Origin of the sequence: Coprococcus sp. RTP31081st1_H1_RTP31081_211007, from assembly GCF_040227275.1 — a bacterium.
Classification (GTDB): domain Bacteria; phylum Bacillota; class Clostridia; order Lachnospirales; family Lachnospiraceae; genus Coprococcus; species Coprococcus aceti.
In genome coordinates, this window is record NZ_JBEHVP010000007.1 from 1 (window position 1) to 15,363 (window position 15,363).

General features: G+C 36.5%; 10 protein-coding genes, 2 pseudogenes and 1 riboswitch. All 12 genes and pseudogenes read right to left on the reverse strand.

Going from position 1 to position 15,363, the window contains the following annotated elements; genetic code table 11:
- Nucleotides 1-389: 389 nt before the first annotated feature.
- The gene (locus ABUA31_RS11280) at nucleotides 390-1,361 is read right to left on the reverse strand and encodes a Gfo/Idh/MocA family protein (RefSeq protein ID WP_055224366.1); all 972 of its coding nucleotides are present in this window, start codon (nucleotides 1,359-1,361) and stop codon (nucleotides 390-392) included.
- Nucleotides 1,358-1,723 (reverse strand): MurR/RpiR family transcriptional regulator, encoded by a 366-nt coding sequence (locus ABUA31_RS11285; RefSeq protein WP_082418105.1) that lies wholly within the window; start codon nucleotides 1,721-1,723, stop codon nucleotides 1,358-1,360. The genes ABUA31_RS11280 and ABUA31_RS11285 overlap by 4 nt, the downstream gene beginning before the upstream one ends.
- Nucleotides 1,724-2,000: 277 nt before the next feature.
- The gene (locus tag ABUA31_RS11290) at nucleotides 2,001-3,374 is read right to left on the reverse strand and encodes an NAD(P)/FAD-dependent oxidoreductase (RefSeq protein ID WP_022216321.1); all 1,374 of its coding nucleotides are present in this window, start codon (nucleotides 3,372-3,374) and stop codon (nucleotides 2,001-2,003) included.
- Between the two features lie 90 nt (nucleotides 3,375-3,464).
- Nucleotides 3,465-3,563: riboswitch (purine riboswitch) on the reverse strand.
- A gap of 157 nt (nucleotides 3,564-3,720) precedes the next feature.
- Nucleotides 3,721-4,290 (reverse strand): helix-turn-helix domain-containing protein, encoded by a 570-nt coding sequence (locus ABUA31_RS11295; RefSeq protein ID WP_349818717.1) that lies wholly within the window; start codon nucleotides 4,288-4,290, stop codon nucleotides 3,721-3,723.
- Between the two features lie 688 nt (nucleotides 4,291-4,978).
- Nucleotides 4,979-5,782, reverse strand: coding sequence for a hypothetical protein (locus ABUA31_RS11300; RefSeq protein WP_349818716.1), 804 nt, complete (start codon nucleotides 5,780-5,782; stop codon nucleotides 4,979-4,981).
- 917 nt (nucleotides 5,783-6,699) lie between these two features.
- On the reverse strand, nucleotides 6,700-8,436 hold the full coding sequence (locus ABUA31_RS11305) for an AIPR family protein (protein ID WP_349818715.1): 1,737 nt from the start codon (nucleotides 8,434-8,436) through the stop codon (nucleotides 6,700-6,702).
- Between the two features lie 45 nt (nucleotides 8,437-8,481).
- On the reverse strand, nucleotides 8,482-10,494 hold the full coding sequence (locus tag ABUA31_RS11310; RefSeq protein ID WP_349818714.1) for an AlwI family type II restriction endonuclease: 2,013 nt from the start codon (nucleotides 10,492-10,494) through the stop codon (nucleotides 8,482-8,484).
- A complete protein-coding gene (locus ABUA31_RS11315) occupies nucleotides 10,479-12,398 on the reverse strand; it encodes a Dam family site-specific DNA-(adenine-N6)-methyltransferase (RefSeq protein ID WP_004850566.1) in 1,920 nt (639 codons plus the stop codon). The genes ABUA31_RS11310 and ABUA31_RS11315 overlap by 16 nt, the downstream gene beginning before the upstream one ends.
- A complete protein-coding gene (locus ABUA31_RS11320) occupies nucleotides 12,398-12,616 on the reverse strand; it encodes a helix-turn-helix domain-containing protein (RefSeq protein ID WP_004850568.1) in 219 nt (72 codons plus the stop codon). Before ABUA31_RS11320 ends, ABUA31_RS11315 begins: the two co-directional genes overlap by 1 nt.
- A 145-nt stretch (nucleotides 12,617-12,761) precedes the next feature.
- Nucleotides 12,762-13,520, reverse strand: a pseudogene (locus ABUA31_RS11325) (TRM11 family SAM-dependent methyltransferase); the annotation flags it as partial.
- 197 nt (nucleotides 13,521-13,717) lie between these two features.
- Nucleotides 13,718-13,973: pseudogene (locus ABUA31_RS11330) on the reverse strand (IS256 family transposase); the annotation flags it as partial.
- A gap of 124 nt (nucleotides 13,974-14,097) precedes the next feature.
- Nucleotides 14,098-15,285: an elongation factor Tu gene (gene tuf / locus ABUA31_RS11335; RefSeq protein WP_055147771.1), complete on the reverse strand. Its 1,188-nt coding sequence runs from the start codon at nucleotides 15,283-15,285 to the stop codon at nucleotides 14,098-14,100.
- Between the last annotated feature and the right edge of the window lie 78 nt (nucleotides 15,286-15,363).

Here is a 15,363-nt window from a genome sequence, read left to right on the forward strand (position 1 = left end):
GTTGTCATGTTGTTAATTTTTCAAGGTTCTTTATGTTTTCGCCTCTCAGCGACAACTTCTATATGTTATCACATCTGGAGTTCTTTGTCAACAACTTTTTTATCTTTTTTCAAGACCTTTTCGGTTGCTGATGTCCGACCTCTTCGGCGACAACTTCTAAATATTACCACACCGAAGTGTGTATGTCAACAACTTTTTTCAGGTAATTTATAATCATGTCTCAGTGACATATCATGTTGTATACCTATAAAAGCTGTCGTCTGCTGCCTGCTCATGCGACAGCTTTTATAAGATACCACCACTGCAATCTTATGTCAATGACTTTTTTTATTTATCTGACAATTGTGTGCAATTATTCTAAACAGCCTCCCCTACATATGACAATCTACCTATTCTTCCTCTGGATATGTAAATCGCCATGATCTTCTGAACTCTGTCATCATATCCATGACATCCTTTGTATATTCCAGATACATATCTCCATCACCGGATATCGCACTCTCCATGTCCTGAAGCTCATACGCAAGGGCATCCGCATTTTCTCCGGCTGCAACAGTCTCAGTTTTGCCTGTATCTGTGTATGTGACTTTCGCCTCCCACGCTCTTGGATACTCCATCACCTCTATATATCCGTTTTCACATGATACCATTCCACGTTTCGGCTGCTTCGAGTGAAGGGACAGCATAACGGTTGCCATCTGTCCTTCCTTATTCATAAGCAAAAGTCCTGCCTGCTCATCCACTCCAGTAGGCGCAGGCTTAACCTCTGAAAGAAGCTTGTCTGGCTTTGAGTCCATGAACCACCTTATAAATGACAGGGCATACACACCTATATCCAGCATTGCCCCTCCCGCAAGGTTTCTGTTGAAGAATCGATTGTTCATATCATAGTCTTTGAAGCTTCCAAAGTTCATGGTTATGAGATTGACTTTGCCAAGTGCACCCGAGCCCAGTAGCTCCTTAAGTTTTCTGTAAATAGGCATATGATAAATAGTCATCGCCTCTCCTATGATCACATTGTGCTGCTCCGCCAGTTCCAGCATCTCTTCAAGCTCATCGCTGTTCAATGTTATAGATTTTTCCACAAGTATATGTTTTCCATTCTCTATCGCTCTTCTCATAAACTGTATGTGTGTATTGTGCGGAGTCGTTATATATATCACGTCCACTTCCGGATCCGTGAACATCTCATTGTAGTCTGAATAAACCTTACCTATGCCATACTTCTCAGCAAATGCCACCGCTTTGTCATACGTCCTGTTACCAACCGCATAAATGTTCCTGCCATTCTTTTTGAGTGCCACTGCCATCTCATTTGCAATAACTCCTGTTCCGAGAACTGCCCATTTGATATCTTTCATGTCTGTTTCCTCCATATATAATTATGTATTTGGATTGTATATACACTTTTATTCGACAGTATTCCTCTCAGAGAACCTTCCATATCATCCACAGATATATGTCCAGATATCTCTCCGTCATCCTTGGCATCCACGAGTTCTCTCGCCAGCGATATCTTGAGATGGTGAAATCCCTTCAGCTCTATTCGTTTGCAGAATCTCGACACCGAGGCCTCGCTGACACCGCACTCCTTTGCCAGCTCCCCGACTGTCATATCCACAACCTTCTTGGGATTCCTAACGATATAATCGCCTATTTTCTTTTCTGTATCAAAGAATGAATCCATAGATGCGCATATCTGATTTATAACTGATCCCTCTATATTTTCCTATTTTCTTTCTTCTTTCGAAAATAATCCATCATATAGTGTCTTCTATACAATGCCACTAATAGTTTTCTTAGTTAAATTTGTTTTCATATTTGTTGCAGACTTTAAATCTATTTTCATGCCATTTACAACTCTACCATTCTTCTCCCATCCAGTCAAACAAATGTATTTTCACTTGAAACTCATTTATCAAATAAAAACAGAGTATCTGGAACCCCTATCACGATACTCTGTTTTGAATGACTTTCTTCTATATAAATATCTATTCGTTTTATTCGCCATGTGCAATATTTCTTGCTACGTATACACCGCTTGCAGATGCGTGTGAAAGGGAGTGTGTTATTCCGCTGCCATCTCCTATGATATACAGCCCCTTGTATCTTGTCTCAAGCTTATCATCTACTTCAACCTCCATGTTGTAGAATTTGACCTCAACTCCATACAACAGTGTATCTTCATTTGCCGTTCCTGGGGCTATCTTATCAAGAGCGTAGATCATCTCGATTATTCCATCCAGAATTCTCTTTGGAAGGACAAGGCTCAGATCTCCCGGTGTGGCATTGAGCGTAGGTGTGATGAACGCTTCCTCTATCCTGCTCTGGGTGGAGCGCTGTCCCCTTATGAGGTCGCCAAATCTCTGCACTATTACTCCGCCGCCCAGCATGTTGCTGAGTCTCGCTATGCTCTCGCCGTATCCGTTGGAGTCCTTGAACGGCTCTGAGAAATGCTTTGCCACAAGGAGCGCAAAGTTTGTATTATCCGTCTGTTTTGCAGGATCCTCATAACTGTGGCCATTTACCGTTATGATTCCATTAGTATTCTCAGTAACCACGGCACCCCTTGGGTTCATGCAGAAAGTTCGCACCTTGTCTCCATACTTCTCCGTTCTGTATACTATCTTGCTCTCATAGAGCTCATCCGTCAAATGTGCAAATATAGCTGCAGGGAGCTCTACTCTGACTCCTATATCTACTCTGTTAGATTTTGTGGGCACATTAAGATCCTTGCACACTGTCTCCATCCATTTACTTCCGCTTCTTCCAACGGATATGATACATTTGTCACAAGCAAATGTACCCTTCTTGCAGCATACACTATATGTTCCATCGTCCATCTTTTCCACCGTTTGTATAGGAGTGTCAAAATAGAAATCCACCTTGTCCTGAAGATATGCATACAGATTCTCTAGAACTATATAGTTGATGTCCGTGCCAAGATGTCTGACCGAAGCATCAAGCAGATGAAGCCTGTTCTGCAGACACACTGTCTTGAATCTTGTGCCGGCAGTGGAATAAAGCTTCGTACCCTCTCCGCCGTACTCCATATTGATATCATCCACATACTTCATGAGGTCTATGGCCTCGTTCTTGCCGATGTACTCATACAGACTTCCGCCAAAGTCATTTGTAATATTGTACTTTCCATCGGAAAATGCACCTGCACCGCCAAATCCACTCATGATCGAACAGCTATCACATCCCACGCAGCTCTTGATCTTTGTGCCGTCTATCGGACATTTTCTTCTCTTAAGCTCATGTCCAGCCTCAAACACTGCAACCTTGAGATCCGGAGCCTGCTTTGTCAGCTCATATGCAGAAAATATTCCTCCTGGTCCTGCTCCAATAATTATCACGTCATACCTCATACGCGCACCCTCCAAAATCATTTTATATTTTTTGTAAAACCCTATCCATACTCTGTATCCACACACATATTTTTACACAAAAATATAGTTGACCACGGCAATCCATGTCGTAGTCAACTATTATCGGTAGCTGGTAGATACGCCCAACCATATTATGGGCTTATACATATATAATTGTAATTCTTTCGTCATAAAAAATGATTGCACTATTCATATTTACTATATCTCACGTAAAATATCTGTGCTCATGTGGATGCCACAAACTGATCGTCCACATTGCATCCTTAAAAATTATAGCATATTACATTTAGTTTGCGCAAGCTCAACCGTCGCAATGCTCATTATATCATAACGATGCTATGATTGCCGCGATGAATGTTCCAAGCAGGAATAATATGCTTATTACCAAAAGCACTTTCATAAGCGTTCTTTTCCGCTTCCTCATGTTTTCTAAAACTCCGGTTGAATAGAACACCGCAACCAGCAACGCACCTATAGCAACTCCCATAAGCGTCCCCATCAAATAATCATAGACTGGAAGATTGTTATCTCTGCTGATCACCATCATCGTCAGTCCTGCAATGAGCGAAACCAATCCCACTATGCTGATTATACGCAATCTCATCAGCAATGTATTCTTCTCATTTTCTGCATAATCCGCTACAAGCTGCAATCGCTCTTTCTCTTCCTTATTCACGTCCTCACCCTTTCTTTCTCCATCAATGATATCCCTGATATCAACATCATAGAAATCTGCCAGCTCCACCAAAATACTGAGATCCGGCATATTGCTGCCTGTCTCCCACCTTGACACACTGCGGCTTGTTACTCCAAACCACTCTGCAAGTTGTTCCTGGGTAAACTGTTTTTCCTTTCTCAGTTCTCTTAGGAATGAACCGGCCTTTTTCTGATCCATATCTGTTGCCTCCTTTCTATTGAACATCAGCCCATTTTAAGTTGCCTTCAGCAAGGGCTGATGCTACATGTCAAGCTTTTGCTAAAAACTTGACCCATTCATTGACAGAATAGTGTTTTTCGGGTGTTTTTTACAGGACACACTGCGGGAATTGGCTGTTTTCAGCAAATATGTAAATACACCAGATCACTAAATCAGGTTTAGTCTTTTTTATCATTTTAAGTCCCATACATAAAAATATAGTTGACCACGACATTTTTATTGTCGTAGTCAACTATTATCAGCAGCCGATAAATACCCCGGCCATATTATAGATCTATACGTATTATATTATTGTTTTTCTTCTATATTGCGTCTCTTCTATATAAATAATAATTAGCTATTTTTATAATTACCACCATATCCGGCACCATACTGAGCATTGCCATACGGATTGTAATTGGCATTGCCATTCGCCGGACCAATGTACTGGAAATTGCCATAACCGGTGAGTAGAAATTTTTCATTTACTCCCCAAAATAATATTTAACAATGTTCTATATTACAATTCTTATAAATCTAGCTATTACAATATATAATCTCCAATTATTGTAATTATTTTCAGCTACTATATATCACATTCTATTAGACACACTTTTTATTTTTGTTTCAATTTGCTTTACATTTATTATTTAACGATCCAATTTTTTTATTCAGATAAACTACATCTGAATTTTGCTACTATATTATCATCATTCAAGTACTCATCATAATTATACTTGGTTATTTTTTCAAATGCATTTTCTTCCATTATATAAAACTTATTAACGCTATACAGTTTATGAGATTCTAAACTTTCTTTGTATTTCTTATTAAGCTTGTCAAGCATTTCTTTATTATCATCTGTGTTGAGAATAAAGATTTTATTCATTGCAGAAACATTGTTATCATATTTCGAATTATTCTTATCTTTAACTTCAGTTATCTCTGAATATACTTTTACATTTTCTGAATTAACTATTTTTACTATAATATTTTTTATATATGATTCATAATCATCTCTTAATAATAGATTCAAATAATCATCAGTTATAATCTCTTTATCATCTATCTTAGAAACCGTTACTGTTACAATATCACTTTCTGTTAGTCCTTGGGGATAAACTATTAATTGTTCATCTTGTAGCGAGTTTGGAGCAATATAACCTTCATAAATAAATTCTTCATCATATTCACTATCTAAATACTTATATAATTCCTCAATTCTTTTGATTGCAATCCTCTGTGAAGATAACAAATCATCATAATTGGTGGATAATCCCGCTTCCTTTAATATTTTCTTCTGTCTACTTGTTAATTCTACTTGAGAATTCTTCTGTGAATGTTCTGTTTTTATTTTTACACCACACCCTACTAAACATATAATAAAACAACAAATCAAAAATAATGCACTTTTTTTTCGCATGTCGCTATCCTTTCCAAAACTTAATATTATCCTTATCTGTTTTTTCAAATGCTACTCGAGTATCTATAATTGCTTTATGAGTTTCTTTAACTAAAGTATCTAATTGTGTTTGAACATTATTTAAAGTTTCTATAACGTTTTTTTTTTATTTTTCGACGTTTTTCAACTTTTTCCGTGTTGCCCTCATAATTACAGGATGCTACAATCTGGACATGTGTGCTACCATAACGTTAGGCGGTTAGTCCTTCACCAGAGGGACTGTGGTCTACACTCCATTACGGTCGGTGCTAAACGAGTGCCACCGGCACACAGCACCCCTCTGATTACATAGAAACCTTTTACAGGGAGAATTGGAAAGGAGGGCTAAGCCAATGAGTATCATGGATTTCATTGCAGTAGTTGGCTTCGGCATCACCTGCTTTTGTGCCGGATACACATTCGGTAAAGATAGTAATAAACCACAAAAGTAACCGCCCCAGACTCACAAACCTAACGGTTACCTTTGTAATCAATTAGTATATGGGCTGACCGTCTATCGGTAGCACCTTTTTCTGTATTCACATTAACACGCATCTACGTGTATGTCAAAGTATTTTATCCCCTGTACCCTTAATATCCTATCCTTAGATCTTCCCTCTGAGATTTTTATGTCATTTGTAGGGTCAGAGCTCATTTTTTGCTCTAAATTAGGGTCAAAATATGGTCAAAACCCATTTTCGAGCAGAAAAAAAGACCCCCGAGGGCGAACCCTCGAAGGTCTGAAAATCCTTTATTTATGCGGTTTATCAACGATTACTCGATGATAGTTGCAACTCTTCCTGAACCTACAGTTCTACCACCTTCACGATATCAGACCGGTGTATTGCAGTGTGCAAATGGCGATTTTTCGTGTGATTTTCCACTGTGTCCGTGTAGTTTTTGGAGATTTTGTTATCATGGTGTTATCACAATATCTCTGTATTTATCTACATATCTGTATTTATACTATCTGAAAATGGTTTCAATTGTTGAGCATACATTGAACTAAACGATGTCAACGTTGCTCTCAATTGTTTAGCTGCATTTTGTGTGGCTTCCTTACTTTTTAAACCACTTACAATTGCCGATTCAAGCGTAGAATGCCATGGCATCAAAACATCTAATATTGCTTTCCATTCTTCAACTAACTTATCAAAATTTTTATTATCTTTAAACACTAACCTCCAAGAATCTAAAATCTTTTTTCCAAGTAAGCTTTCCATACAAGTGCTTACTGCTGATATCAATAACATTTTAGAGCCACGCTTACTCAAAAAATTAAGTTCATCATCTTCTATATCCGTTCTTTGTTCTTTCTTATTTTTTAAGTTAATTTTAAATTCATCAATAGCTCTCCCCAATGAATATACGAAAATAATATGTTCTGCAGTTAATTGATCCGAAAAAATATTTGTGTATTCTTTATCCTCGTCCCATATCAATTTCTTTGAGTTATAAGCAGTTACACAATCTCCATGAAAAGCCAATAAAGTTTGTGCAACCAAATATGGATCAAAGACTTCTTTGTTTCTAACCCTTGTACTATCTCTTCTACCACCGCTATAATACAGTTGTGGATATTTTTCAAACTCTTTTCTAAGTCTTACTTGTTGTTTATCATTACTTCTTAAATCAGATGGCAAAATTTCATTTTGTTTATTGTTATTATTAATAATTTCTTCTATGATCTTAGGATCACTACATACAATAAAACGTATCGGCACAAGAAAATCTTCTTTTAAGCTTTCAACAGCTCCAATAGCTCCCGTTGATTGTGCTCCATTAATAATAGTTATTCCATGTACCTTTGTTATATTGTCATCATCTATTTCATAATCATTCACTAATGCTGTTAATCCATTGTTATATGCCCAAAAATTTTCTGGTTGCTCTTGCACTGTGTCCATAATGCCTAAATTAATTTTATTTTTTCTTTTTCCCGCCCCTAAATAGTTTCTTGGATTTCCAGAAAAAAGATCATCTTTATACATTAAGTAAAGTTTTCGTATCCAGCTACCTTTTACAGCTGTTACACAAGATTTCCACTTTCCTCCCTTGATTTCAAAGGCTTTTCCATTTCCTTCTACATCAATCTCTTCTTCAATTGTAATTCGTTTACTAGAGCTATTATACCAACGTTCAATCGTATCATTTCCAACTTCTAATGAAACTATTTTAACAGAATTATCTCCAGCCAAATTATTTACCAATTTTTGTGCTGCAATCTGAACAGTATTCAATTCCTCCTGAACTTCTGGATTATTTTTTTCATTCATATTATGAACATACCAAAAATAAACTGTGTTAATATCGCCATCTTTAATAGCTTCTTGTAACTCACTAACTGAATCTTTTATTCTATCTGGTATATCATTTATATCTCTCGTAAAAATCCATGATGCTGCCGTATTTAAATCACTTGCTTTATTTACCTTCGCCAAGTCTGTTTCCGTCGGATTTTTCTTCATATAAGCTTGCGCCACAACTGCAAATCCCGAATCTCTATCTATATAAATCAAATCACACTTTTTATCATCACTTCCATCTGTCAACGCTTCCGAAGCAACTGATATTATATCTTCAATGTCATATCTCAATTGTAACGCATACAATAGCAATGAATTATCTCCATATAAATCGACCAAATCAGTTCGTCCTTTATAATTACTTATATAATTATACATTATCTACTCCTTATCTTATGCAAAATTATACTTTTTATCCTTCATTTACAATATCTTTACACATCCCTCACTAAACACTTTAGGAAAACATAATGGTATTATTTCATTTTGAAAAGCAACCACATATGCACGTATTATACCTTCGCCATATCTTTCATGCAATATAGTTTTTCCATCTGCATACAAACTAATTTCATCTGGAATCCCCACTAAATATGGAATTTTTTTATCTTTCACCTTTGCTTCGGGAAAATACACATCCATTGCAACCACTCGTCCTTCGCCATATATCAGATGACATATGTTTGCTCCTGGTGGCACTATCGGTAATTCTTTACTTTTACTTACTAATGGTCCTTTTTCCATTCTTTTTATTTTTTCATCAACTGCATTTCCTATATACGCCTTCCATCCCGGTGCATTCAGAATATCTCTTCTAGTTTCGCATAGCAAAATCAATTCTCGTAGTTTTTCTGGATTAGCATGACCGGTTCTAAACATTGCCATAAAATATTCCCTGTACTGAGCTAATGTTAGTGGCACAATGTCCAATCTCTGCTTTAAATCTCCTCGTGCGTACCAAATTCCATGTCTAAATGTTTCCGCCGTATTTGTATCTATTTTCACAGCAATAAACATTCCATATACTGGCTTATCATATTTTAAGACAGCATCTGACACATGCCTTCTTACAGGCTCGCCCTCCATTGCTTCTTGGCGTGATGACGTAGACATCGTAACTTCCGTTAGGATTGTAAAATCATTAAATTCACAATATAGATCACCTTTTCCTCCACCAGCGGCAGATACTGGAAGAAAATCAGAATCTAATTTAAATCCTCTTACTTCATAAGGTTTATTGACCATGTGATCAATAGCTAAAGAAGCTCTCCATAAAATCCACTCCAAATATGCCGGAGTCTCATCTTTTGGTACTTCAATAACATTATCATCATCGTATGTACGCTTTCCTCCACCTTTAATCAATAACTCCATATAATCTGCTATTTCCTGCCATTGATTACATTGTTCTTTCGCATACTGGATTTCATCTGTCTGAGATAAAAGATTTTCTAAACTTTTTCTAGCAATATTAATTTCTGTTGCAGTATTTAACGGTAGATCACTAATATCAAACAGAATATGTCTTTCCTTCATCTGCTTCATTAAATCATTCAATAAAGCTTTAGCAGTATCCAAATTATCCGTCGGTAATTCTGCACCTTCACACAATCTTTTATATTGAATCATTATTGATTCTTCATTGGATGTTGATTTTGCCAGTTTTTCAGCCAAAATATGCTTAGCTGGGACGATAATCATTCCCCTACCTTTTCGCTGTAGCACTCCAGAAATACGTAAGTATCGCATGTTCATGTCACTGTAATCAAGAAAATTATCTGATTTCTTATCATAGTGTTTTCCACGTTCTGCAACTTCTTTCTTGTCAAAATTACGTTTTGACGGTGCTTGTTTTCTACGAATACGCAGATCCAAAATATTATCCACGACTTTTTCGATTGAATAACTTGGATTTGTCGTATGACCCCATAATGCAAATTCTATTCTGGCGATCTCGGAACTTCCCGTTCTTCTTTCTAATTCCAACATAATCGCCAGTATCCATCTCAATGGCGAAAAATAAGAATTCCCATCTGGCATAGCAAACTGTTCAACACTTAGTGCCCTTAAATAACATTCTTGCACTGCTGGATATGTATCTGCCTTTAAAAAAGCTCGTCCAAATGGTGGTATATCATCTAACTGACCCAGTTCATCTTGATCTCCATCTTTTTTCTTTACTTGTGGATAGATAAAACCATTTTTTGAAAACATCAAACGCCATTTCCGAGCATGACTACCAGATGTATCCTTACCTGCTTCATTTTGGATAATTCCTTGGTCATTAAGGAAATTCATAAAGCCAATTTCATTTTCTTTCCCACGAAGTTTTCCCACATACGGTGAATTTGCAAATGCTTCAAAGCCTTCCTGTATTCTATTTGGATTTCGTAATCCAGTATTTCCTACTAACCAGATATCTATTTTTTCTTCCATACATCTTCTCCGTTAAATCCAACAAATAAATATTCCTGTACCTTATTTCGATTTGTCTTAGCACGTTTCTGATTTCCAAAAGAATATGTATAATCTATTGGAACTACCTCTACATGTTCTTTGTATTTAGACATAAGTGCAACCATTTCATCTTGTGTTGGTTGACTATTAGAAGAATAAGATACAATCAAAATACTGTCGGAAAACTTTTTAAACAACTTATCGAATGCATCCGCAGCACCTTTTCTAGTTGAAAACGGTGTCGGATATGACTTAAATTTCTTTGTTACTGTATTTTCCTGTATTTCGACACCTTTCCAATCTCGTGCCAGACCTTCGACAAAATGATATCTACGTACATATTCATTATCTGACAATGGAGAATAATACGGTGGATCAATATATACTAAATCAGGATGCTTAATTTTTACTTCCATTGCATCGCCATGTTTAGATTTATTTTCACAACCATTATCAAAAATTGCATTATTAATACTTTCCACTGCTTCCAAAAATTGCTGTTCTAAAGATTTCTGCAAATCTTTTCTTCCGTCATTATACCGATCTCCAGTATATGTGAAAATTCCTCTTGGTCTTTTCTTTGTACAAGCTCTAATCAATGCTGTCATTGCAATTGCTTTCTTATATTGATCTCTAATAGCAGCAATATTAGTCCGCAAAACATCTATTAGCCTATTTTCCTCATCTTTATAATATAAGCCTCGAAATGTCTCTTCTACAAAATGATCAGACTCTCTTTTTTCAATCAATAATTTTTTCGCCTCGTCCAATGGCAATACAACATTATTGTTTTCTACCATTGCCTTGGTAAAGGTTGCTGACATAGCCATATAATCATTGCTAATTACAGTTTTTCCCTGAACTTTAAACATGTAACCTACAATGCCAGAGCCAGAAAACAGATCCACTACTGAGTCAAAATTGAATTGTGAAGCAACAGCCCAAATTTGAGGCAATAATTTACTTTTAGAACCCATATATCTAGTTGCTGGATATTTCATTACCTGTTCAGGTAAAGGTTTCGGAACTATTTTTAACATAGTTTTTTGTTTTGGCAAAATATCTACTATAATATCCTCGCCTTTTCTTTTACTTCCGTTGCAAGAAATATACCTTTTGGTTTGGATAACCTCAATCTTATAATCCGCATATAGCTCATGTACCAATGGATGATTAGAATTGGTCAATATTACATGACAACCTAATTCCTGTAATCTTTTAACCTCTTTCGCTAATTCTACATGATCTTCTTCATAAAATTGTTCTTTTGTATATCTCTTAAAATCCGAATATTCTGAAATTGGTAAATACGGGGGATCTAAAAAGATAAAGTCCCCCTGTTCTGCATATTCTTTCAATACTGACAAATAATCTCCACATGTTATAGTTGCTTTTTTCAACACATCTGATGCAGCATATAAATTTTCTTCATCACAAAAGTTTGGAGCTTTATATTTACCAAACGGAACATTAAACTGTCCTTTCTTATTGACACGATATAAACCATTAAAACATGTTTTATTCAAATAAATCGTTCTCGCTGCTGCTTCTTCTTTTTTTAATTTAAGCCAATCTAACGAACGTACTTCATAAAAATCCTCTTTAGTATTTTTATATTTTTTCAGATATGAAATAACAGTCTCTACGTTATCAGCAACTTGTCGATACATGTTAATCAATTCTGGATTGCTATCTGCGATTATTGCTTTATCTGGACTTAATGCAAAAAACAATGCGCCACCGCCAATAAATGGCTCTATATATTTTCCATATTTCTGAGGAATTTTAGGCATGATATCCCCTAACATCTGGGTTTTCCCGCCGGCCCATTTCATAATAGGCTTTGCCTGTATCTGTTTTTCTTTCTTTAAAACTTGTTCCATCACGCCTTTTCCCTTTCAACCTCTTTTATTTCCATGATATCACTGATATCACATTTTAAGGCAGTGCAAATTTTCACCAGCACATCCGTTGTAACATTTTCATTTTTTCCAAGTTTAGCCACCGAAGCATGACTAATACCTGCAGCCTCACATAAATCTTTCTTTTTCATATCTCTATCGATAAGTAATTTCCATAATTTTTTATAACTGACCGCCATATTTTAACCTCTAAACCATTTTTTCTAAAATATTGCTATGTCGTTATTCTATCATGTGATTTCAGTCATATCAACATTAATTTCAGCGATCGCAGACTTCTTTGCAAACATGTGTTTTTATTCAACAAAGACTATTTCTTTCATTTCAAATGGAATTATGATCGTTTGCTTTCTCCAATATAAAAATATATTCATGTGCCAACATTAAGAATTTTCTTTCTCTTCCCTCCCAATAATCACTAGAACGACAATTATGTTGCTCTTTTATAATAATTTCTTTAAGTCTAAATCCTGTATCAACAAATTTTTGCATAGAGTTCATTCCCAGTGGTAGCACATAGCCTTTCTTACGTATATCCCCAATCATAAATGTACATATTCCTTGCTTTTTTAATACTCTATATGATTCTTTTGCAACCTGTTCCAGTTCCTTCAAAAAAACCTCATATTTTAGATGCGAAATATCTCCAGGGGTTTCTTTACTATACTGTATAATATCTGCATATGGTGGATGTGTACAAATAAGATCTATACTTTCGTCTTTTATAAATGATAAATTGTTTGCATTTCCTTGTTTGGTGAATATTTTTGATTTTTCTTGACAAGTAAAATTTAGATTTGTGTTAGATAATTTGACAGCTTCAGAATTTATATCAACGCCGATTGCATTTCTTCCCAATAACTTTGCTTCAATCAACGTTGTGCCACTGCCTAAGAATTGATCTAGTATCCAATCTTTTTTCTTAGAATATCGTAAGATGATATTTCTAGGAATATACGGAGACCAGTTTCCTCTGTATTTTCCTGAATGTGTAGCCCAATTTCCTCTTTCAGGAAAAGACCATATTGTCGTATCTTCTAATTTGAATCTTTCAGGTGCTTCTATTATAAAAACTTCCCCCTTCTTTTTCTGTTCATTATACTTCTATGGTGTTTATTTGTCTATTAAAAATCTTCACTCAAATATTAAATAACAGTAAACATTTTGGCAGGGATTTCATATTTATTACAAGTATTTTCCTTAATATTATTCATCGTTCCCACCTGTTCCACCCGCCCCTACATCTTCAATTTATTTATCGCTCCCAACCGTTCTTCCATCACTTGTATATCTTGGGGTATAGGGCAAATTTTTGATATCTTTCTTCTGAATGTTCTCGCCTCACCAGGCATCCCCGATTGTGACTCTTTACCAAACAACCAACCCAGGAATATTTGTAATTCCTTTGAATTGTTATCCTATCTTGTGTGTTAACGATGATTTGCATTCTCTACAAAAACAACGCTGTGATCCAGTTTTTGTCTTTACTGATTTTACACATTTCGTTCCACAAATATGGCATTTTACTTGATCCATTTAATCTTCCTCCATGGTTATTATTTCAAGAAAGATTAAATCCCATTTTTTGTCAGAAAAAAAGACCTCCGAGGGCGAACCCTCGAAGGTCTGAAAATCCTTTATTTATGCGGTTTATCAGCGATTACTCGATGATAGAAGCAACTCTTCCTGAACCTACAGTTCTACCACCCTCACGGATAGCGAATGTAAGACCCTGGCTCATAGCGATTGGGTGGATGAGCTCGATTGTCATCTCTACGTTATCACCAGGCATGCACATCTCTGTACCAGCTGGAAGGTTACATACACCTGTAACGTCTGTTGTTCTGAAGTAGAACTGTGGACGATAGTTGTTGAAGAATGGTGTATGACGACCACCCTCGTCCTTTGTCAGAACGTAAACCTGTGCTGTGAACTTTGTATGACATGTAATTGAACCTGGCTTACAAAGAACCTGTCCTCTTACGATATCCTCTCTCTTGATACCACGAAGAAGGGCACCGATGTTATCACCAGCCTGACCTTCGTCAAGGAGCTTTCTGAACATCTCGATACCTGTTACTGTTGTCTTCTGGATCTCTGGCTTGATACCAACGATCTCAACTTCATCATTGAGGTGAATTACACCAGCCTCTACTCTACCAGTAGCAACTGTACCACGACCTGTGATTGTGAATACGTCCTCTACAGGCATGATGAATGGCTTATCTGTATCTCTCTGTGGATCTGGAATATATGAATCAATTGTATCCATAAGCTCCATGATCTTGTCTCCCCAAGGTCCCATTGGATCCTCAAGAGCCTTAAGAGCTGAACCCTTAACGATAGGACAATCATTGAATCCGTACTCCTCAAGCTGCTCTGTAACTTCCATCTCAACGAGCTCGATAAGCTCCTCATCGTCTACCATATCACACTTGTTAAGGAATACAACGATGTAAGGAACACCAACCTGACGTGAAAGAAGGATATGCTCCTTTGTCTGAGCCATAACACCATCAGTAGCAGCAACAACAAGGATAGCACCATCCATCTGAGCTGCACCAGTGATCATGTTCTTAACGTAATCAGCATGTCCTGGACAGTCAACGTGTGCGTAATGTCTCTTCTCTGTCTCGTACTCAACGTGAGCTGTAGAGATAGTGATACCTCTTTCTCTCTCCTCTGGAGCCTTATCAATGTTCTCGAAATCTGTAGCTGTGTTACCAGCAACTCTCTCTGAAAGAACCTTTGTGATAGCAGCTGTAAGAGTAGTCTTACCGTGATCTACGTGTCCGATTGTACCGATGTTACAATGTGGCTTACTTCTATTAAACTTTTCCTTTGCCATGATATAAAATCCTCCTTAAAAATTATACCCCACGCGGGTTACTCGGCTAAAAATCATTATATAGAAAATACTAGAGAT

Coding starts and splice junctions, on each gene's coding strand:
- ABUA31_RS11305 (WP_349818715.1), bottom strand. CDS start 8,436: ATGTATAATTATATAAGTAATTATAAAGGACGAACTGATTTGGTCGAT.
- ABUA31_RS11315 (WP_004850566.1), bottom strand. CDS start 12,398: ATGGAACAAGTTTTAAAGAAAGAAAAACAGATACAGGCAAAGCCTATT.
- ABUA31_RS11310 (WP_349818714.1), bottom strand. CDS start 10,494: ATGGAAGAAAAAATAGATATCTGGTTAGTAGGAAATACTGGATTACGA.
- tuf (WP_055147771.1), bottom strand. CDS start 15,285: ATGGCAAAGGAAAAGTTTAATAGAAGTAAGCCACATTGTAACATCGGT.
- ABUA31_RS11290 (WP_022216321.1), bottom strand. CDS start 3,374: ATGAGGTATGACGTGATAATTATTGGAGCAGGACCAGGAGGAATATTT.
- ABUA31_RS11320 (WP_004850568.1), bottom strand. CDS start 12,616: ATGGCGGTCAGTTATAAAAAATTATGGAAATTACTTATCGATAGAGAT.
- ABUA31_RS11280 (WP_055224366.1), bottom strand. CDS start 1,361: ATGAAAGATATCAAATGGGCAGTTCTCGGAACAGGAGTTATTGCAAAT.
- ABUA31_RS11295 (WP_349818717.1), bottom strand. CDS start 4,290: ATGGATCAGAAAAAGGCCGGTTCATTCCTAAGAGAACTGAGAAAGGAA.